17 protein-coding genes are annotated in these 18,959 nt (G+C 59.5%); 6 read left to right on the forward strand and 11 right to left on the reverse strand.

Translation table 11 applies throughout. The features are described from left to right. The first annotated feature begins 270 nt into the window (after positions 1 to 270). Positions 271 to 1,209 (forward strand): cupin-like domain-containing protein, encoded by a 939-nt coding sequence (locus tag AC1Q6Y_RS06285; protein WP_492624318.1) that lies wholly within the window; start codon positions 271 to 273, stop codon positions 1,207 to 1,209. 205 nt (positions 1,210 to 1,414) lie between these two features. Here AC1Q6Y_RS06285 and AC1Q6Y_RS06290 read toward each other — a convergent pair whose 3' ends face one another. Together AC1Q6Y_RS06290 and AC1Q6Y_RS06295 are read right to left on the reverse strand one after the other, a co-directional pair. Then, the gene (locus AC1Q6Y_RS06290) at positions 1,415 to 2,497 is read right to left on the reverse strand and encodes a sterol desaturase family protein (RefSeq protein ID WP_492624202.1); all 1,083 of its coding nucleotides are present in this window, start codon (positions 2,495 to 2,497) and stop codon (positions 1,415 to 1,417) included. A 77-nt stretch (positions 2,498 to 2,574) separates the two neighbouring features. Continuing rightward, a complete protein-coding gene (locus AC1Q6Y_RS06295) occupies positions 2,575 to 3,237 on the reverse strand; it encodes a VIT1/CCC1 transporter family protein (protein ID WP_090456219.1) in 663 nt (220 codons plus the stop codon). A 118-nt stretch (positions 3,238 to 3,355) separates the two neighbouring features. On the opposite strand from AC1Q6Y_RS06295, the gene AC1Q6Y_RS06300 reads away from it, so the two are divergent. Together AC1Q6Y_RS06300 and AC1Q6Y_RS06305 are read left to right on the forward strand one after the other, a co-directional pair. Further along, on the forward strand, positions 3,356 to 3,727 hold the full coding sequence (locus AC1Q6Y_RS06300) for a DUF3302 domain-containing protein (protein ID WP_090456221.1): 372 nt from the start codon (positions 3,356 to 3,358) through the stop codon (positions 3,725 to 3,727). A 3-nt stretch (positions 3,728 to 3,730) separates the two neighbouring features. Then, entirely contained in the window at positions 3,731 to 4,690 is a 960-nt protein-coding gene (locus AC1Q6Y_RS06305; protein WP_150814616.1) for an HlyD family secretion protein, read from the forward strand. Between the two features lie 190 nt (positions 4,691 to 4,880). Here the strand turns inward: AC1Q6Y_RS06305 and AC1Q6Y_RS06310 are convergent, their stop codons facing one another. After that, positions 4,881 to 5,006, reverse strand: a complete 126-nt coding sequence (locus AC1Q6Y_RS06310; RefSeq protein WP_492624203.1) for a hypothetical protein — start codon at positions 5,004 to 5,006, stop codon at positions 4,881 to 4,883. Between the two features lie 470 nt (positions 5,007 to 5,476). Between AC1Q6Y_RS06310 and AC1Q6Y_RS06315 the strand changes: the two genes are divergently transcribed. Then, positions 5,477 to 6,046, forward strand: a complete 570-nt coding sequence (locus AC1Q6Y_RS06315) for a DJ-1/PfpI family protein (protein ID WP_159390200.1) — start codon at positions 5,477 to 5,479, stop codon at positions 6,044 to 6,046. Positions 6,047 to 6,116: 70 nt separating this feature from the next. Here the strand turns inward: AC1Q6Y_RS06315 and AC1Q6Y_RS06320 are convergent, their stop codons facing one another. Then, positions 6,117 to 6,932, reverse strand: a complete 816-nt coding sequence (locus AC1Q6Y_RS06320; RefSeq protein ID WP_090456229.1) for a lytic transglycosylase domain-containing protein — start codon at positions 6,930 to 6,932, stop codon at positions 6,117 to 6,119. 429 nt (positions 6,933 to 7,361) lie between these two features. On the opposite strand from AC1Q6Y_RS06320, the gene AC1Q6Y_RS06325 reads away from it, so the two are divergent. Together AC1Q6Y_RS06325 and cls are read left to right on the forward strand one after the other, a co-directional pair. Then, positions 7,362 to 9,263: a potassium transporter Kup gene (locus tag AC1Q6Y_RS06325; protein WP_090456231.1), complete on the forward strand. Its 1,902-nt coding sequence runs from the start codon at positions 7,362 to 7,364 to the stop codon at positions 9,261 to 9,263. Between the two features lie 286 nt (positions 9,264 to 9,549). Further along, positions 9,550 to 10,845 (forward strand): cardiolipin synthase, encoded by a 1,296-nt coding sequence (gene cls, locus AC1Q6Y_RS06330; protein ID WP_492624204.1) that lies wholly within the window; start codon positions 9,550 to 9,552, stop codon positions 10,843 to 10,845. Between the two features lie 118 nt (positions 10,846 to 10,963). On the opposite strand, the gene AC1Q6Y_RS06335 is transcribed toward cls, so the two are convergent. The 7 genes from AC1Q6Y_RS06335 to AC1Q6Y_RS06365 all read right to left on the reverse strand — a co-directional run bounded on the left by AC1Q6Y_RS06335 (position 10,964) and on the right by AC1Q6Y_RS06365 (position 18,946). Continuing rightward, a complete protein-coding gene (locus AC1Q6Y_RS06335; protein WP_492624205.1) occupies positions 10,964 to 12,028 on the reverse strand; it encodes a GGDEF domain-containing protein in 1,065 nt (354 codons plus the stop codon). Between the two features lie 124 nt (positions 12,029 to 12,152). After that, complete coding sequence (locus AC1Q6Y_RS06340) at positions 12,153 to 13,568, reverse strand: purine-cytosine permease family protein (protein ID WP_492624206.1); 1,416 nt, start codon at positions 13,566 to 13,568, stop codon at positions 12,153 to 12,155. Between the two features lie 683 nt (positions 13,569 to 14,251). Next, the gene (locus AC1Q6Y_RS06345) at positions 14,252 to 15,292 is read right to left on the reverse strand and encodes an ABC transporter substrate-binding protein (RefSeq protein ID WP_090456239.1); all 1,041 of its coding nucleotides are present in this window, start codon (positions 15,290 to 15,292) and stop codon (positions 14,252 to 14,254) included. 35 nt (positions 15,293 to 15,327) lie between these two features. Then, complete coding sequence (gene argE / locus AC1Q6Y_RS06350; RefSeq protein ID WP_492624207.1) at positions 15,328 to 16,497, reverse strand: acetylornithine deacetylase; 1,170 nt, start codon at positions 16,495 to 16,497, stop codon at positions 15,328 to 15,330. Then, positions 16,490 to 17,164: a DUF1028 domain-containing protein gene (locus AC1Q6Y_RS06355; protein WP_429521497.1), complete on the reverse strand. Its 675-nt coding sequence runs from the start codon at positions 17,162 to 17,164 to the stop codon at positions 16,490 to 16,492. Before AC1Q6Y_RS06355 ends, argE begins: the two co-directional genes overlap by 8 nt. A 10-nt stretch (positions 17,165 to 17,174) precedes the next feature. Further along, a complete protein-coding gene (locus AC1Q6Y_RS06360) occupies positions 17,175 to 17,585 on the reverse strand; it encodes a RidA family protein (RefSeq protein ID WP_003201555.1) in 411 nt (136 codons plus the stop codon). Next, positions 17,585 to 18,946 (reverse strand): flavin-containing monooxygenase, encoded by a 1,362-nt coding sequence (locus AC1Q6Y_RS06365; protein ID WP_492585919.1) that lies wholly within the window; start codon positions 18,944 to 18,946, stop codon positions 17,585 to 17,587. Before AC1Q6Y_RS06365 ends, AC1Q6Y_RS06360 begins: the two co-directional genes overlap by 1 nt. Positions 18,947 to 18,959: the final 13 nt, after the last annotated feature.

The raw sequence follows: 18,959 nt of genomic DNA on the forward strand, positions 1-18,959 counted from the left end.
ATCTAACGATCAAACTTTTGACAAATTTTAATAGCAACCAAAGTATCTTTGTTACTTACCAGAAGTAAGATCAGGCCCTGAGGAAAAATCTGCGTACAGTATATGAATTGGTACATAGTGCCCGGGGGATAAGCTCAAATTCAACGCCGCCCTTAGAGTCAGCCCTTTCAAGGGCTTCGTTTAGAATCTCCTAAAACTCCAGTCAGGGTGACGAAAACGATGTGGGCAGAAGTTCTAGCGCGGTTTGAAAAAAAGACACCGGCCAGTGTCATGGCCAAGTTGATACTGGAGCAGGCTGTTCCTGCCGAATGGGTTGATCAGGTGTTTGAAGAACACCGTCAACGCCAATACCCGCGTGAGCTTTTGTTTTCGACCATCGTTGAGCTGATGTCCCTTGTTCCATTGGGTTTGCGCCCTTCCTTGCATGCCGCTGCCCGCCAGATGGATGACCTACCGGTTACCTTGGCGGCGCTCTATGACAAGGTCAGTCGCACAGAGCCTGCATTGCTGCGGGCGTTGGTCACAGGAAGCGCTGAGCGCCTGACCCCGACGATAGAGGCGTTGGGTTGTCCCGCCATTTTGCCCGGCTGGCAATTGCGCATTGTCGACGGTAATCACCTGCCTTCTACCGAAAAACGCTTGGGGGCTTTGCGGCGGGAACGAGGTGCGGCCCGGCAAGGGTTTTCAGTCGTGGTCTACGACCCGGACCTGGATCAGATCGTCGACTTGCAGCCTTGCGAGGATGCCTACGCGAGTGAACGCGTCAGCGTGCTGCCGTTGTTGGCCCGCGCCACTAAGGGCCAGCTGTGGATGGCCGACCGGCTGTATTGCACGCTGCCCGTCATGCAAGCCCGCGAAGAAACGCAGGCTTCGTTGACCCCCCTTCATCGGGATGACTCAGACAACCTTTTCGCTCAAGTCTGGGGAGAAAAGTCTATGTTGCTGGCTGCGCCTCACCACCGCATTGCATTGGGTAGTTGGTCGACTTCGCCTAATGGCGGCCTGGAAGGTTGCGACTTCGACCCGTCAAATCCGAATTTTGAGGAGTTTCCGGCAGCAAAACATGTGAGCTTTTTTGCGGTGCATTTGAAACCCGGCGATTTACTCTTTTTACCTGAAGGCTGGTTTCACCAAGTAAGGTCGTTGACTTCGTCCCTCTCGATAAACTTCTGGGTAAATTCGGTGCGTGAGAAAATCGATAGCAATTGAGCATTTCAAGCACTGGACACCATGAACCTTCCCAAGGTCAACGCCGCACCTAATCACGCCGGCGGAATCGTCGCCAGCATACCGATCAGGATGGTCAACAGCAGAAAACCACCGAGAAAAATCGTCATCTTGGCCATGGGGCCTCCCACACTATGAATTGGCGGTACAGGGGCGGCGTGTGCTGCCCGAGCGGCGTACCGAAGACTTATTGTGGGCTGGCGGCTGTATCCGTTACAGAGGCAGATTGCGCTGAAAAATACGGATCAGATCCGTTTTCAGGCTGTGCTTTCGGGGGTTTTCCCGGAAGGAGTTTGCGGGCGATGTCCACGAAAGGCGTGACGATCAACCCCTGCAGCGTCAGGTAACGCTCGTGATCCTGCTCACCGGTGCCGAAGTGAATGGCCTCGGGTGTGGACCGGGTGACGTAGAGCGTTCCGAACATCCAGTCCCACAGTGACAGATTGATGCCGAAGTTCTTGTTGAAGTGTCGTGGCGCATCGCTGTGATGAATCTGGTGTTGCGCCGGGCTGCTCAGCACCCGTTCCAGCACCGGCCCGAAGGAAAACCAGACATGGCTGTGACGCAGGTTGGCCGCCAGACCATTAAAGATGAACACCATGTAGGTCACGCCAAACAAGGTATAGCGGCTGATCTCCCCGCCGCAGGCGTACCAGAAGACCCCGGCAAATGCGCCGACGCAGATGATATCCGTGAGCTTTTCGACCACTTCTTCCAGAAAGTGCACGCGGCTGGCCGTCGCCGGCACCAGCACGGGCGCCGAATGATGGACTTTGTGGAAGGCCCACAGATACCGCGAATGGAAAGCGCGATGACCCCAGTAATGGCTGAAATCCTTGACCAGAAATACGCCCAGCCCATAGAGCAGGGTCAGCGCCAGGTTCTCTTCCACTTGCGTACGCGCGCCCCACAGCTGGGTGAAGAACGCGATGTAGTCCGCTGAACGCAAGACGTACGGATCGACCAGGCCGACGATGGGCAGCACCAGGGCAACCTTGAGGATGGCGAGTACGAAGTAGTAGCGGTAGTCGAGCAGCGCCGAGCGATGCAGGTACACCCGGCAGCCGCCGATGAACTGTCCGAATGAGCGCGCGTCGGTCAAGCCCCGGGATTTGCGGTAGCGGAACAGGCAATAGGCGACGCTGTAAGACATGCAGAGAAAGGCTAGACCGAGTCTGCCGTTGAAGTCGAAAATGCCCAGGAACTGCCGGGTGACCGGCTCGATCACCCACTGGGATAAATGAAGATGGATTGCGGCGAGAACATCCATACCGGGCTGCCCGACGTAAATGGAAGGGCAATTGTAAATGAGAACGAGTCTTTAGTGTGTTGAATGATGCCCGGTTTTTATCCACCCAGCGCAATGATTGCAAGGATCAGCACGCCCCCCGTGGCGGCCATGATCACCCCACCCTGCCATTGTGTGGCGCCAGCGTATCTGGCGAGCAGCCAGCCTGCGATGAACAGCACCACGAGTCCGATCAGGTTGGACAGGCGGATGGCGAGCGCCGTCTGATCGAGCAGTATGAACGGCACCACCAACGGAAATGTCGAGCACACGACCAACAGGAAAACACCGAGGGCGCCCCTGAAGTCGCTCCAGCCGAGGCCGGCCCTGATCGGCAAGGGGGGCTGCTCGAGCAGCCGACGGCGCAACAACTCCAGGCCCTCACTGCCGGCCGCCGTCGCGAACTGCAACGGCAACACTTGCGCAACGAGCGCCTGACCGACCGCGGCGTCCGTGCCATTACGCAAGGCCATGTACAGCTTGATCCTGCGCGTGCGCTCGACCAGTGCGCGCAACAGGTACATGACCGCATCGGCCAGTCCCCAGGCGAGATTGCAGCCGAGCGCGGCAATCATCATCGTGCGTTCGGCGGCCTGGTCTGCCGTGGCCACGCTGATGGTGCCGGTGAATGTCATGGCCATCAGCAGGCCGAAGATCACCTCGGTAATGCGCTCGACAGGGTCAAGTACAGGCGCCCTCTCGAATTGAGCATTGGTTGGCATGAACTCACCTCGTCGGTCAGGTACCGGTTGTTCCGGCTGGATATCCGCATCCCCGTCAAGTGTAGATTGAACGGCTACACTCAGGCGCACACGCTATCTGCTTCAAGAGGACTGGTTCATGCTTGAATACTTCGCCCTGGGCGTACTGATATTTGTAGGACTCTTCTTGTTCTACGGGATCATCCTGCTCCACGACATCCCCTATGAAATTGCCGTCCACCGCAACCACCCTCACCAGGATGCGATCCACGCCACCGGCTGGGTCAGCCTCTTCACCTTGCACGCACTCTGGCCGTTCCTGTGGATCTGGGCGATGGCCTATCGGGAGGACCGGGGCTGGGGTTTCAGTGACGGACACTCACCCAAAAGTCATGTGGTTCACCTCGAACAACAGGTCGCCGAGCTGCAAGGCCGGATCGAGCGCCTGGAGTCAGCGATGGGTACGGCACAGAACCGTGTGCCAACGGACAATCTCGGCGAGGGCATTTGAGCCATGGATCTCTTACTCATTCTGACGTATGCCGCTCTCTGCGTAGCCATCTTCAAGATCTTCCGCATCCCCCTGAACAAATGGACGGTGCCCACGGCGGTGCTGGGCGGGATCGTGATTATCGGCACGCTGATTTTCACGATGAACTACAACCACCCCTACTCCGAGGTGGCGCGGTCCTATTTCGTATCGGTTCCGGTGATACCCGTGGTCAGCGGCCAGGTGATCGATGTTTCGGTGAAGACCAACCAGCCCCTGGAAAAAGGCGATGTGCTGTTTCGCATCGACCCTGCACCTTTCGAATACCGGGTGAAATCCCTCAAGGCACAGCTGATTGCCGCCCAGGCCGATCGCGCCCGGATCACCGAGCTGATCAAGCGTAACTTCAGTACCCAACGGGAACTGGATATGGTGGTCGCTCGCAGTGATGACCTGAAGGCACAACTGGACAACGCGCAGTACGAACTCGACAACACCACCGTCCGTGCGCCGAGCAAAGGCTTCGTCACCCATGTTTCACTGCGTCCGGGCATGATGGCGACCAAGTTGCCGCTGCGCCCTTCGATGGTCTTCATTCCCGCCGAAGGGCATTACTTCTCCGCGTGGATGCGCCAGAACAGCCTGTTGCGCCTGACCGAGGGCGACGAGGCCGAGGTCGCTTTCGACGGCATTCCAGGCAAGGTTTTCGAAGGCAAGGTCAAGACCGTCGTTTCGGTCATCGCCGAAGGCCAGATCCAACCGTCAGGCACACTGATCAGCTTCACCGGTTCACCGCCGGCCGGCCGGGTTCCGGTGATCATTGAGATCACCGATCCCGACTATGCCCAGTACGCCGACCAGATGCCCGGCGGCGCCTACGGCCAGGCGGCGTTGTACAGCCAGCATTTCCACCACATCGCGATGATGCGCAAAATCCTTCTGCGCATGGCAGCATGGATGAATTACATCTTTCCGTTCCACTAACCTGGCAGCATCGGCAACTGGCTCAATCCTTGAATGGGGTCAGTTGCCGGTTCAGCGAACCGGCCTGATCGCGTTATTGCAGCGACTGATCGAGCAGGCTGAGGGTCAGAGGGAGAAGGCCAGACAGTGGATCGCACCATTGTGGTACTGGAAGAATCGACAAGGAGGAGCGAAGCAGCGAGGGTCGGCGCTAAATAATCCAATACAGCAGCAGGCGAGAAGCAATCCAGTGCGACGCCTGGATCACCCCCCATGCCAGCAGGGCACACATCAACAGGTAGCCCGCAAGGAACTTGAACATCGCGTCCCTTTCCATGCAACCCTCCCGGCTTTACAGCCCTACAGGGCGTTCAATGCGAATGCGTAACCCATACTACGCCCGTCTCGCCCTTTAAAGTTTCGATTGCCAGAATGGTTTGCAGTTCCACCGGCTGGGTGATTGCACAGACTTGCCCACCGTTTTTCCAGTCATCCCATTTCCCTGTGTCAAGCGGCCAGAGGCGTGTCAGTGGTTGTCCTCTATGGTATCTGTTGGAGGTAGCTCCACTCATTTCACCTTCAGACGAGGATGAATCATGCGGATGTGGATGGAGGGCAGGCGAAGAACCGGCAAGTACCTGGTTGAAGAGGTAACTACAGAGGCAACGGCGACTTCATTTTTTTTTCTCAAGTCCAGTAACAGTCAGGATGGCGTTGGGATTTTTTCAACACAATAGACCCGAAGCGGACGTTGAGATCTGTTTGTTGTCGCTTTATGTTGTTCGTTTTCATGGAGGATTCGGACTGATGGCACGCTTGGGCTTGATACTGACACCCGGTTTTGCGGACTGGGAATACGCTTTCATTGCAGGAACCGCATCCCCGTTTTACGGGATCGACGTCAGGTTTTTCACCTCTACTACGGGGCAGTTCCGCTCGCAGGGCGGATTGGCTGTAACTGTGGATAGCAGCTTGCAACAATGCCTGGACTGGAAGCCGGACGTTGTTGTCGTCATCGGTGGAATGATCTGGGAGCGTGCAGATGCACCGGATATTCGGGACTTTCTTCATGCTAGTCGTTCAAGTGGAGCGACAATTGCCGGTATCTGTGGGGGGACGCTGGCACTTGCGAGGGCCGGGCTTCTCGACACGGTTCCTCATACTTCGAACAGCGCTGACTTTTTACAACAGAATGCCGCAGGTTATGACGGGGCCACGCTTTATCGAAGCAGTCAAGTAGCGGTGGTTGCCGACCGCATCATAACTGCTCCAGGTCCTGCACCCGTTAGCTTTACCTGCGCAGTGTTCGAAGCTGCCGGGTTATCTTCAGAGATCATTTCGCAGTTCAGGTCAATGTTGGCAGCGGAACACGGGTGACCGCTTCGTCCTACAAAAACAGCCGATCAGGTGATGTGTTCGAGGTCCGCTCCTGGCCGGTTTCTGCCTCTCACGGACGGCCGCTATGGTTGCGATAGCGTTCGGTCAAGGACTGCACGAGGGTGACGTAGGATTGCGTCTCGGCGTAGGGAGGCACCCCGTTGTACTGGACCACGGACGCTTCGCCGGCGTTGTAACCTGCCAACGCCAGCATCTGGTTGCCGTTGAAGCGCTTGAGCAGCCAGGCCAGATAGCGCACGCCGCCACGAATGTTCTGTCGTGCGTCGAACGGATCGTCCACGGCGAAGCGTTCGGCGGTGGCGGGCATCAACTGCATCAGCCCCTGGGCGCCGGCTTCGGAAATGACGTTGGGGCGAAACGCCGATTCGGCATGTATCACTGCGCGGACCAGCGCCCTGTCGACACCATAATGACCCGAAGCGGCTTCGATCTCCCGTCGATAGGAATGGGTGTCCAGTCGCAGTGACGCGACCTTGAAATCCTTCGGCGCCATGCACAGATAGCAGCCCTTGATGTAATAGAGCTCAAGGACATCGACCCGTGCGGAGATCCCGACGGGGCGCCGGCTCACATATTGACGATTACCCTTGTGGATGAAAGTCCACACCCGAATCCGCACCGCGCCTGGGGTGTCGTCCCGCACAACCCGTGGCAGCGCCATTGCCTTGGCGCCGACACCGGCGCCCGCCATGCCATTGAGGCGAGTGCAGCGGGCGCTGGCGATGGCCTGGCTGGTGTAGCTGATCGCTCCGTCCCTGGCTTGGCACTTGAACATGGCGCTGGCGCACAGTGGAGTGACCAGCACGGCCAGCTCGATGCAGCCAAGAAAGCTCTTGCGAGCCCATCGCCATGCTCTGGAACTCATCACATCGCTCCGCGCCGCTGGCGCCGATCAGGCCTGGGGCGCCCGTCCCGGGCGCTGCCTTTGGAGGGCCTATTCTGGGTGACCCACCTTTTGTTCTGATAGTTATACCCCTTGTAACCGGCCTTGGAACTTGCGTTGACGTACGGGCTGCCGACGTTCCCGGGCGAGGCGCAGGTCTGATTGCTCGCACGACGCGTCGTCCCGGCTTGCCAGGGCTGGGGCGTGACAGGCCCAAGCCACTGGATCTGATGTTTCGAGTATCTGCCGTAAATTTTTTACGCTTTCTTTACGACTGCTGTTTGCGCCCTCAAAGATACTGGCCGCGACTTTTTAGATCGTCCATGCGCCTTGAGGCTTCAGTGGCCCAGGCACATCGTTTTGCCCAAGGATGGCATGTATTTCCTCCCCGTAATTCGAGAGAAGCGACCCTTGAGTGAAACAGCAATCGGAGCACATGAAAACTCGCAATCCAAAGCGTCAGGAGTGGGCTTGCTCGTCGCCGCGGTCGGAGTGGTTTACGGGGACATTGGCACCAGCCCCCTCTACACGCTGAAAGAAGTATTTTCTGGCCACTACGGAGTTCAGGCCAACCACGACGGCGTGCTGGGTATTCTGTCGTTGGTCTTCTGGTCACTGATTTGGGTCGTCTCGATCAAATATGTGCTGTTCATCCTGCGTGCCGACAACCAGGGTGAAGGCGGCATCATGGCGTTGACGGCTTTGGCTCGCCGCGCAGCCGCCCCTTATCCGCGCATGAGTAAAATACTCGTTTTGCTTGGCCTGTTTGGTGCGGCACTTTTTTACGGGGACAGCATGATCACCCCGGCTATTTCGGTGCTCTCTGCGGTTGAAGGGCTACAGCTGGCGTTTGACGGAATTGAACACTGGGTCGTGCCTTTGTCAGTGATCGTGCTGGTGGCGCTGTTCTTGATACAGAAACACGGCACGGCTCGCATCGGCATTCTGTTCGGACCAGTGATGGTGCTGTGGTTTGTCGTGCTGGGTGCGCTGGGGGTCTATGGCATTTTACAGCGGCCGGAAGTGCTGCAAGCGCTCAATCCATACTGGGGAGCGCATTTTTTCATTGCTCATCCGGGAATCGGTGTGGCCATCCTCGGGGCAGTGGTGCTCGCGCTGACGGGCGCCGAAGCACTGTATGCAGACATGGGGCACTTCGGTCGCAAACCCATTGCCCGCGCCTGGTTCATTTTGGTATTGCCAGGACTGGTACTCAATTATTTTGGCCAAGGTGCCTTGATCCTGGAAAACCCCGAGGCGGTGCGCAATCCATTTTATTTGCTCGCGCCGGGCTGGGCACTGCTGCCGATGGTCGCACTCTCTACACTGGCAACCATCATCGCTTCTCAAGCCGTGATCTCCGGCGCATTTTCCCTGACACACCAGGCCATCCAGCTTGGGTATGTCCCTCGCATGTTTATCCAGCATACCTCCAGCCAGGAGCAGGGACAGATTTACATCGGTACCGTTAACTGGGCGTTGATGGTCGGTGTTGTGCTGCTGGTACTTGGTTTCGAGTCGTCCAGTGCTTTGGCCGCCGCTTATGGGGTCGCTGTAACGGGCACCATGCTGATCACCACCATCCTGTCCTCGGCCGTCGTCCTGCTGCTATGGAAAACCCCGCGCTGGTTGGCCGTTCCGATGCTGCTCGGTTTTCTGCTGGTAGACAGCCTGTACTTCGCGGCCAATGCTCCGAAGATCTTCCAGGGCGGTGCGTTCCCGGTGATTGCTGGCATTGGTCTGTTCATTTTGATGACCACCTGGAAACGTGGCCGCAAGATCATTGTTGAACGGCTGGACGAAACCGCGCTGCCTCTACCACTGTTTATCGGTAGCATCCGCACGCAGCCTCCTCATCGGGTACAGGGTACGGCGGTATTTCTGACAGCCAGGTCCGATGCCGTTCCGCATGCGTTGCTGCACAACCTGCTGCATAACCAGGTTTTGCATGAGCAAGTGGTATTGCTTACGGTGGTGTCTGAAGACAGCCCTCGTGTGAGTGCTGATAGACGGTTTGAGGTTGAAGCGTATGGCGAAGGGTTCTTCCGGGTCAGTCTGCACTTTGGCTTTATCGAGGAGCCCGATGTCCCCTTGGCGCTGAGTCTCTGTCACTTGGCCGAGCTGGACTTCAGCCCGATGCGCACCACCTATTTCCTGAGCCGGGAAACGGTGATCCCGACCAAGCGCATCGGTATGGCCCGTTGGCGAGAAAGCCTTTTCGCCTTTTTACTCAAGAACGCCAACAGCAACCTTAAGTACTTCAAGTTGCCGTTGAATCGGGTGATAGAACTGGGCACACAGGTGGAGATGTAAGGAACTGGCAAGATCGCACTGGCGGTCTTGTTTGCTCGGCAGCAATCGACCCATTCCCGAAAAGCAACAATCGGCCAAAAGCACTCTCTGACGACGAACCCTGCCCTTGCGCAGTAGTCAAAGCAAGTGACGGCATCGCCACTCGCTATCACCGTCCTCACAAAGAGGGGGCCTGATGAATCTTTTTGCCACATGTAAGGGTGTGTGTGTTCCTCTGGCTCTGTGCATGGCTGTGCTCCTGGCATTTGTGGTTTCCTGCAGTACATTGCCCAGGATAGTGCCCGATATGGCTCGCGCGCCCTCTGCGCCAGTGCAGCTCGACGGGGTACACGGGCCTCTGTCAGCCGAGCGCAGCAAGGCCATTCTCGATCGACTCGAGCCAACCGGCGCAGAGACCGACATCTTCGACGTGCACCTCGCAATCGAGGAGTCCATCGTCGGCAGCCCGCTGACGGAAGGAAACAAGGTCGACTTGCTGCAGGACGGCCCCACCACCTACCAGTCGATGATCAAAGCCGTGGAAGCAGCGCGCGACCACATCAACATGGAGACCTACATCCTCGACGATGATGAAGTCGGCCAGCGCTTCGCCACCGCGCTGATCGCTCGGCAACGGCAAGGCGTACAGGTCAATCTGATCCGTGACAGCGTCGGAACCCTTAAAACATCATCGGCGTTTTTCTCTCAATTGACCGACGCGGGCGTCAAGGTGCTGGAGTACAACCCAGTCAATCCGGTGACTGCCAAAGCGGGCTGGGACGTGAACCAGCGCGACCACCGAAAGCTGCTGATAGTGGACGGCCGTATTGCCTTTCTCGGCGGGATCAACATCAGCAGCGTCTATTCGGGGAGCTCGTTCAGTTCTTACTCAAAGACTCGCCCAAATGGTGATTTGCCCTGGCGCGATACCGACTTGCGCATCGAGGGGCCTGTGGTTGCGGAACTCCAGAAGCTGTTCATCGGAACCTGGGCTACCCAGAAAGGCGAACCACTCGCTGCTCGCCACTACTTTCCGCCACCTGAGCGCAAAGGCACCGAGGTGGTGCGGGCCATCGGAAGCTCGCCAAATGAGCCGTTCAGCCTGATCTATGCCACGCTGATTTCGGCGCTGCGTAGCGCGCAATCCGAGATATGGCTGACTAACGCCTACTTTATTCCCGACCCGCAGTTGCTGGCGGCACTCAAGGAGGCTGCAGCACGTGGCGTCGACGTCAAGCTGGTGCTGCCCAGCAGCACCGATTCGTGGCTGGTGTTCCATGCTGGACGCGCCTACTACAGCGAGCTGTTGAAAGCCAACGTCAAGCTTTACGAACGCAAAGACGCGCTACTCCACGTCAAGACAGCAGTAATCGATGGCGTGTGGTCGACTGTCGGCTCCACCAACCTCGACTGGCGTAGCTTCCTGCATAACGATGAAGTCAACGTTGTTGTGCTGGGCGCCGGGTTTGGAAAAAAAATGCAGGCGGCATTCCTGGCCGATCTCGCCAAGTCGAACGAAATCAAGATGGAAAAGTGGCAGAGCCGCTCGCTCGGTGTGAAAGCCAAGGAGCAGATGGCGCGCCTTTGGGAGTACTGGCTCTGAGTTGAGTGGCGTGTCACCGGGATGTGCTGTTCTGCACCCTGATGGGTATGTCGCTAACCCATGCCCAGGAAGCAGCGTAGACTTTCGCCAGCGACCTTGACCCCCGTGAAACTGAAATCTACGACCCGACCGCTACGTCAGACTGCTGACGCACCTGATTGCGCCCGTTGCGCTTGGCCTGGTACAGCGCGTCGTCTGCGTGGGTCACCAGGCTTTCCGGTGTATCGCCGGGTTGTGCATGGGCCACGCCGAACGAGGCGGTGATGGTGTCCAGCACCGTGTCGGTGCCCCGGGCCTTGACCCGCAGCGACTGGATTTTCAGGCGCAGGCGCTCGGCAAAAGCACCCGCGGCGGCCAGGTCCGGACAATCCTTGAGCACCACGCAAAACTCCTCGCCGCCATAACGTGCCGCGAACGCTTCGCCAGGCAGCGAATCGCGCAACACCCGGGCGACATGCTGAAGTACGCGGTCGCCCAAGGGGTGGCCGTACTGGTCGTTGAATTGTTTGAAGTGGTCGATATCCAGCATGACCAGCGCCACGCCCGTCGCCACGTTGCTCAAGGCCTGTTCAAGCTGGCGGTTGAAGGTGGTGCGGTTGAGCAATTCGGTGAGGCCATCGAGGGTCGCGGCCAGTTGGGCGCGCTCCAGTTTGTCGCGCAGGCTTTTGATTTCATGCTGTGCCGATTGCAACTGGGCGAGGAAGTGTTCCTGCTGCCCCTGCATCAGCCGGGTGCTTTGTTGCAGCTGGGTCAGGATGCTCGGCAAGCGCTCGCTGGCGGGTTCTTCGAGCATCTGCAGGTATTGGCCGAGGCTGGCCTGGAAATCCTGGTTACCCTTCACGCTGCGCGACACATCGCGCTCCATGTCGTCGACCAGATTGATCGCGTCCTGCTGCCCGGAGCGGGCGTCCGCCAGTTCATCGCGGATGATGTACTCGCGAAACAGCTTGGCGGCCGACTCCGGCGGGAAGTAGTCGAAGTCGTTGACCACCCGGTCCAGGTGCCGATTGAGCTCCGGCTCCTGGCCCTTGCTGTAGGTGTACCAGAGCGCGTAGTGCACCGGGTTGGGCGGAATGTTGTGACGAACCATCAGCGGCACTGCCTGCTTGAGCAATGCCGCCGCCTCGCGGGAGTCTTCTGGATACAGCGCTAGAACAGTCGCACGCGTGTCTGATTGGCTCATGGTTTCACTGTGATTGTTATCATTGGCGTTTGGCAAACTTGCTGAGCATAGCCATACGCCCGGCAAACGACCATCCCGAATTACACAATCATTTCAACCCGGTACGCCTGTGCCACAGGCCCGATCAACTGTTGGTCGGCATCAGACTGGCCATGTTCTGGCGCCGACGATAAGCCGTATCACGGTTCGCCAGCCAGTAGTACAGCGGTGTGGTGACCACCAGCCCGACCAACCAGGATAAATCCGCACCATCAATGTGCACGGCCACGGGACCGGTGTAGATCGGCGTGTTCATGAACGGGATCTGCACCACGATGCCGATGGCGTAGGCCAACAGCGCCTGCGGGTTGAAGCGGCCATAGATGCCGCCGTCGACGCGGAAGATCGAGGCGATGTCGTACTCACCCTTGTGGATGGCGTAGAAGTCGATGAGGTTGATCGCGGTCCACGGCACCAGCACCACCAGCAACGCCAGTACCAGGTCGACGAAATGCCCGATGAAATCCGCCGAGGCGCCGATGGCCGCCACGCAGCAACCGGCGAGGATGATCAGCGACAGTACCGCCCGGCTCGAAGCAGTCGGAATCCAGCGGTGGGCGAAGGTTTGCAGCAAGGTGATCACCGACAGCACGGCGCCATACAGATTCAGGGCGTTGTGGCTGATCACGCTGAGCAGGAACAGCACCAGCATCAGCGGGCCGATGGCGCCGGTCGCGAGTTTCACCGCGTCCATGGTGTCCATGCCCACCGGCGTGGCCAGCACGGCGACGGCACCGAACACGAAGGACAGGATTGAACCCAGCGAGGAGCCGAGGTAGGTCGCCCAGAACGTCGAACTGACCTTCACGTCTTTGGGCAGGTAGCGCGAGTAGTCGGACACGTAGGGCGCGAATGCGATCTGCCACAGCGCCGCCAGCGACACCGTGGCCAGCCAGCCGGAGATGTTGAAACTGCCACGTGTCAGGAAGTCATCGGTCTGCACGTGGGTCAGGATGTAACCGAAGCCGAGCACGATGCCGAGGCCCAGCACCCAGGTGCCGATGCGATTGAGCACGTGGATGAAGCGGTAGCCAATGATGCCGATGATCCCCGAGCCAAGGCCGCCAAGGACGATGCCGACCGACACCGGCACGCTCTCGACCACGCCATGCAGCGACTTGCCGGCCAGGACGATGTTGGAAGCGAAGAAACCGATGTACATCACGCCGGCAATCACCACCACCAGCAACGCGCCCAGCGAACCGAACTGAGCGCGACTCTGGATCATCTGCGGAATGCCCATCTGCGGGCCTTGCGCCGAGTGCAGCGCCATCAGCACACCGCCGACCAGGTGGCCGACGATGATCGCGACGATGCCCCAGACCAGGTTCAGGTGAAACAACTGCACGCCAAGCGCGCCGGTAACGATGGGCAACGGCGCGATATTGCCGCCGAACCACAGGGTGAACAGATCTTTGACCTTTCCGTGGCGATCCTCAGGGGGGACGTACCCGATCGTGTGTTTCTCGATGAGCGGGGCGGATGAAGCGGTGGTGGACATGACGAACTCCAAGGCAAGGATGAGTACGTGTTCGTACTTCGGTGTGCGCGGGCATACCTGCGCATTTCTTGTTGGAGGCGATCATGGACAAAGAGCGAGAGGAGGAAAATTAGTTAATTTGTGCCTTTAAACCTTAAAAAAGATTGCGTGGTTTCCCGGAATAACCGGCAGAAAAAACCAATAAAAATAAAATATTGATCAGAACACCATGACAACTGAACGACGAAATCCCTGTGGGAGCGAGCTTGCTCGCGATGGCGGTGTATCAGTCAACGACGATGTTGAAGCTGACGGCCTCATCGCGAGCAAGCTCGCTCCCACAGGGTCCTTCGTCCGAATTGACTACCATCGTCATTCCGTGAAGACGGCAAAGCATGAACCCGAGGTATTGCACTGTGCTTTTTGTGGGAGCGAGCTTGCTCGCGATGGCGGAGAGTCAGCCAACGAAGATGTTGAATCTGACGGCCTCATCGCGAGCAAGCTCGCTCCCACAAGGTCCTTCGTCCGAATTGACTACCATCGTCATTCCGTGAAGACGGCAGAGCATGAACCCGAGGTATTGCACTGTGCTTTTTGTGGGAGCGAGCTTGCTCGCGAAGGCGGCGGCACATCCAACATCGATGTGACTGACATACCGCTTTCGCGAGCAAGCTCGCTCCCACAGGGGTTATGCGGTGCCTGTATCAGCGCGCAGCCCAGGCATTGAAGCGCTGCTCAAGTTCCTCGCCATGGTCAACCCAGAACTCCGCGTCCACAGCCCGCGCGCCGGCCAGGTTGGCCTCGGCGGTCGGCAGTTGGTCCTGCACATCCTTGGGCAGCAATGGCAGGGTCTGGCGATGCACCGGCCCGTAGGGGATGGTTTCCGAGAAGACTTTTTGCGTCTGCGGCTGGCTGGCAAAGGCGATGAAGTTTTCCGCCAGCGCCTTGTTCGGCGTGCCTTTGACCACCGCCCAGTATTCCGGGTCGTACAGGCTCTGCGGCCAGACGATGCTCAGTTTCATGCCTTCCTTCTGCGCCGAAGCGATCCGGCCGTTGTAGGCCGCGCTCATCACCACGTCACCGGCCACCAGCCATTGCGCCGGCTGCGCGCCCGCCTCCCACCACTGGATGTTCGGCTTGATCTGGTCGAGCTTGGCGAAGGCCCGCGTCACGCCTTGCGGGGTTTTCAAGACCTTGTACACGTCGTCCGCCTTGACACCGTCGGCGAGCAACGCGATTTCCAGGGTGTACTTGGCGCTCTTGCGCAGGCCGCGCTTGCCCGGGAAGTCGGCGACGTTCCAGAAGTCGGCCCAGGACTGCGGCGCCTTGGCCTGCTTGCTCTGGTCGTAGGCCATGACCATCGACCAGACATAGGTTGCGACACCGCACTCGGTCAGCGCACCCGGCACGAAGTTCGCCGAATCACCGAAGCGTCCCGCATCGAGCTTCTCGAACAGGCCCTCTTCGCAGCCGCGCAACAGCTCGGGGCTTTCGACTTCCACCACGTCCCAGCTGGTGTGACCGGCGGAAACCATGGCCTTGATCTTCGACAGCTCGCCGTTGTACTCCCCGGCGATGATATTGCCCGCGCCGCTGGCGTTGAAGGGCTGGAAGTAGGCCTTATCCTGGGCCTGTTTGGTAGCACCACCGAAGGAAATCACGGTGAGGTCCTGGGGGGCCGCCCACACACTGGCACTCAACAACGCCAGGGCAAACGGAACACTGCAACGCAAGGATCTGGACATGGATCGCTTCCTCGGGGCTTGTCGGCCCGTTGTTGTTATGGGTGTTCGGATTCACTCAAGTAAGCCGCCAGGCGATCCATCAAGCGGTCACAGGCCACCATCTGATCAACGCTGACAAATTCATCGGGCTTGTGCCCCTGGTCCATGCTGCCGGGACCGCAGACCACCGATGGAATCCCGGCCTGATCGAACAGCCCGCCTTCGGTGCCAAAGGCCACGGTGCTGAACTCGTCACTGCCGCACAGCTGGGCAATCAGCCGGGCCGCTGCACTGTCGGCGGGTGTCGCCAGGCCGGGATAGGCCGAGATTTTTTCAAAGCGGATACCGGTATCGGTGTCCACGGCCTGCATGGCCGGCAGCAACGTCTGCTCGGCGTAGTCCTGCAACTCATCGACGACCACTTGCGGGGCGAAGTCCGGCAAGGCGCGGATCTCGAAATCGAAACGGCAGTCCGCTGGAACGATGTTCAGCGCCGTACCGCCCTGGATCACTCCGACCTGCACGGTCGAGAACGCAGGGTCGAAGCGCTTGTCGTGCAATTGCGGGCGAGCCAGTGTGGCGCCGATGTCACCCAGCCGACCAATCAGGCGTGAGGCCTGCTCGATGGCATTGACCCCATATGGCGCGTAAGCCGAATGACAGGCGGCGCCGCGCACGTGACACCGCATCGCCAGTTTGCTCTTGTGGCCGAGCACCGGCTTGAGTTCGGTCGGCTCGCCGATCAAACACAGCACCGGTGCCGGGATGCGTTGGGGCAGCACCTCCAGCAAGCCGCGCACGCCGAGGCAACCGACCTCTTCGTCATAGGAAAACGCCAAATGCACCGGGCGCTTTAAAGGGCTGGAGAGAAACATCGGCACAGCGGCCAGCACAGAAGCCAGATAGCCTTTCATGTCCGCGCTGCCGCGACCGTAAAGCTTGCCGTGCGCCTCGCTCAGGCAGAACGGTTCGACCGTCCAGGCCTGGCCGTCCACCGGCACCACGTCGGTGTGCCCGGACAACACGATGCCGCCGGCCACACGCGGGCCGACCGTGGCCAACAGATTGGCCTTGGTCCGCTCGGCGTTGTAGATCAGTTCGCAATCCACGCCCAGTTCGTGCAGGTAGTCGCGCACGAACTCGATCAGCTCCAGGTTCGAATCGCGGCTGACCGTGGCGAACCCGATCAATCGCGCGAGCATGGCGCGGCTGCGCAACTCACTCATCGCCGGGCACTCCATACGCGGGGGCCAGGGTCGGATTGAGGGCGCGGGTCAGATAGTCCTGCAATTGCGGCTCGTAGGCCGTCCACAGTTTGCCCAGCTCGCCAATCGGGTTTTCCTCGGCCCAGTCCACCCGCAGGTCGACAATCGGCCAGGTCAGGTCACCGACCACCGACAGCGCTGCCGAGTGCACCGCGCCGGCTTCGCCGCCAGCGTCCTGCCCGGCCTGCAAGGCGTTCATCAGCCGGGTGGCGAGACAGCCTTCGCTGCTTTCGAACGCCGCGACCATCGCCTCGATCACCCCACTGTTGGCCAGCAGGTTGCCGGCCGCCACGCATTGGTCACCGGCCACAGCGTTATTGATGCCCAGGGCATGGTTGCCACTGAACACCGCCGTGCGCCCGTGGGCATCCACCACCGCCACCTGGCGATATTGGCTGTAGCCGTTGCGGGTCAATGAGTGATCCAGCGCCTGGGGCGGCGCCGAGCCGTTGGCCAGTTCATCGAGGATCTGCGGGCCGAGGGCCGGCAGCGTGATGTTCTGGCTCGACACCGCGCCGACACCGGCCCGCAGCCACGGGCAGCGCGCGCCGACGGCAATGCTCGAAGAGCTGATGGCAATGCCCAACTGGCCGGTCTCGGCGCAGCGACCCACGATGGAAAAAGTCATGGCGAATTCCTTATTCAGGGATGACAGCGATCACATCAATTTCCATCAGCCACTGCGGCTGGCCGAGGGCGCTGACCACAAGGCCGGTGGAAATCGGGAACACGCCCTTGAGCCACTTGCCGACCTCCTGGTACACCGGCTCGCGATAGCGCGGGTCGATCAGGTAGGTGGTGGTCTTGACGATGTGGCTCAGGTCGCTGCCCGCCTCTTCCAGCAGTTGCTTGACGTTGCGCATGGCCTGCTCGGCCTGGGCGCGCGGATCACCGAGGCCCACCAGTTGGCCGTTGAAATCGGTGCCGACCTGACCACGCACATACACGGTGTTGCCGGCGCGCACGGCCTGGCACAAATCGTTGTCCAGCGTCTGGTTCGGATAGGTGTCTTTGGTGTTGAACATGCGGATGCGGGTATGAGTAGGCATTAACGAACTCCCATGAGGCTGGCTTTGTGAATAGGTGCACGGGCGGCTTCGGCTTGACGCTGGGTCGCATCCCGGTAGTTGAGATAGGTGTGCTGTTTAACGATGTGGTCGGCGATGTGCTTGGCGTCGTGCCAAACGCCCCAGATAAACGCGGAGCCACGACGGGACTGCCAAGGCAACCCCACGAAATACACCCCCGGCTCGGCCGACACACCGCGCTGGTGCTGCGGCTTGCCGTTTTCCTTGAAGGCATCGACCTTCAGCCAGCTGTAATCGGTTGAGTAACCAGTGGCCCAGATAATCGTGGTGACACCGGCCTTGAGCAGATCCAGCTCCAGGATTGGATTGGTCACGCAATCCGGGTCCGCCAGCATGGCCCGGGCTTCGGGTTCCAGCGGCAACTCCAGGCCATTGCGTTCGATGTAGGCGTCGGCCTTGTCGAGCAGTGCCAGATAGTTTTCATCGCCGCGCTGGATGTTGTCAGCGAGGTTGTTTTCGAAACTCACCACGGCGCCGTTGAACGCTTGGGTCAGGCCAACCAGGGTCATGCCTTGGTGAGCCAGCCGGCGGAAGTCCACGGTGTGGCCGCCACGGGCACCGCTCACGGCGATGGTCACGTGTTCCTTGCCCGGTTGCATGGCTTCGGCATCCCACTCGCCAAGCACCCCCAGCCACCAGCAGAAATCACGGTTGCGATAGGCTCGCGGCGGACGATCGTGGGCGCCCACCGACAGGTAGACCTGCTTGCCGGAACGTTGCAGTTCATCGGCGATCTGCACGCCCGAGGAACCTGCACCCACCACCAGCACCGCGCCTTCGGCCAGTTGCTGCGGGTTGTAGTATTGGGCGGAGTGAATCTGCGCGATGCCGGCGATTTGTGGGGCAATCGGCGGAATGGCCGGACGCTGGAACGGACCGGTGGCGACCACCACATGCCGGGCCTCGATCACGCCATCAGAGGTTTCAACGGTGAAACCGGGACGGTCGGTATTGCGTTCGACTTTCTTCACGTCCACGCCGGTACGGATCGGCGCGTTGAACTTGCGGGCGTAGGCTTCGAAGTACTCAGCCACCTGCTCTTTCCCGGCGAAGGCATCCGGGTCCAGACCGTCGAACTCCAGCCCCGGGAAGCGGTCGTGCCAGGCCGGGCCGTTGGCGACCAGCGAATCCCAGCGACCGGTGCGCCAGGCTTCGGCGATACGATTGCGCTCCACAACGAGGTGAGGCACACCGAGCTTGCTCAGGTGTTCACTCATGGCCACGCCGGCCTGGCCGGCGCCAACAACAAGCGTATCAATTTCGGTTTTATCAACTGTCATGGCTGTGCACTTCTGAAAGGTGGTTTGATTCAGGTCGGTCATGGCTGCCGCCTCG

The organism is Pseudomonas sp. GW823-FHT06E10 (assembly GCF_058794995.1).

Coding starts and splice junctions, on each gene's coding strand:
- AC1Q6Y_RS06360 (WP_003201555.1), bottom strand. CDS start 17,585: ATGCCTACTCATACCCGCATCCGCATGTTCAACACCAAAGACACCTAT.
- AC1Q6Y_RS06310 (WP_492624203.1), bottom strand. CDS start 5,006: ATGGAAAGGGACGCGATGTTCAAGTTCCTTGCGGGCTACCTGTTGATG.
- AC1Q6Y_RS06300 (WP_090456221.1), top strand. CDS start 3,356: ATGCTTGAATACTTCGCCCTGGGCGTACTGATATTTGTAGGACTCTTC.
- AC1Q6Y_RS06315 (WP_159390200.1), top strand. CDS start 5,477: ATGGCACGCTTGGGCTTGATACTGACACCCGGTTTTGCGGACTGGGAA.
- AC1Q6Y_RS06335 (WP_492624205.1), bottom strand. CDS start 12,028: ATGAGCCAATCAGACACGCGTGCGACTGTTCTAGCGCTGTATCCAGAA.
- AC1Q6Y_RS06290 (WP_492624202.1), bottom strand. CDS start 2,497: ATGGATGTTCTCGCCGCAATCCATCTTCATTTATCCCAGTGGGTGATC.
- AC1Q6Y_RS06295 (WP_090456219.1), bottom strand. CDS start 3,237: ATGCCAACCAATGCTCAATTCGAGAGGGCGCCTGTACTTGACCCTGTC.
- AC1Q6Y_RS06320 (WP_090456229.1), bottom strand. CDS start 6,932: ATGAGTTCCAGAGCATGGCGATGGGCTCGCAAGAGCTTTCTTGGCTGC.
- AC1Q6Y_RS06285 (WP_492624318.1), top strand. CDS start 271: ATGGCCAAGTTGATACTGGAGCAGGCTGTTCCTGCCGAATGGGTTGAT.
- AC1Q6Y_RS06365 (WP_492585919.1), bottom strand. CDS start 18,946: ATGACCGACCTGAATCAAACCACCTTTCAGAAGTGCACAGCCATGACA.
- AC1Q6Y_RS06305 (WP_150814616.1), top strand. CDS start 3,731: ATGGATCTCTTACTCATTCTGACGTATGCCGCTCTCTGCGTAGCCATC.
- argE (WP_492624207.1), bottom strand. CDS start 16,497: ATGAGTGAGTTGCGCAGCCGCGCCATGCTCGCGCGATTGATCGGGTTC.
- AC1Q6Y_RS06340 (WP_492624206.1), bottom strand. CDS start 13,568: ATGTCCACCACCGCTTCATCCGCCCCGCTCATCGAGAAACACACGATC.
- cls (WP_492624204.1), top strand. CDS start 9,550: ATGGCTCGCGCGCCCTCTGCGCCAGTGCAGCTCGACGGGGTACACGGG.
- AC1Q6Y_RS06345 (WP_090456239.1), bottom strand. CDS start 15,292: ATGTCCAGATCCTTGCGTTGCAGTGTTCCGTTTGCCCTGGCGTTGTTG.
- AC1Q6Y_RS06355 (WP_429521497.1), bottom strand. CDS start 17,164: ATGACTTTTTCCATCGTGGGTCGCTGCGCCGAGACCGGCCAGTTGGGC.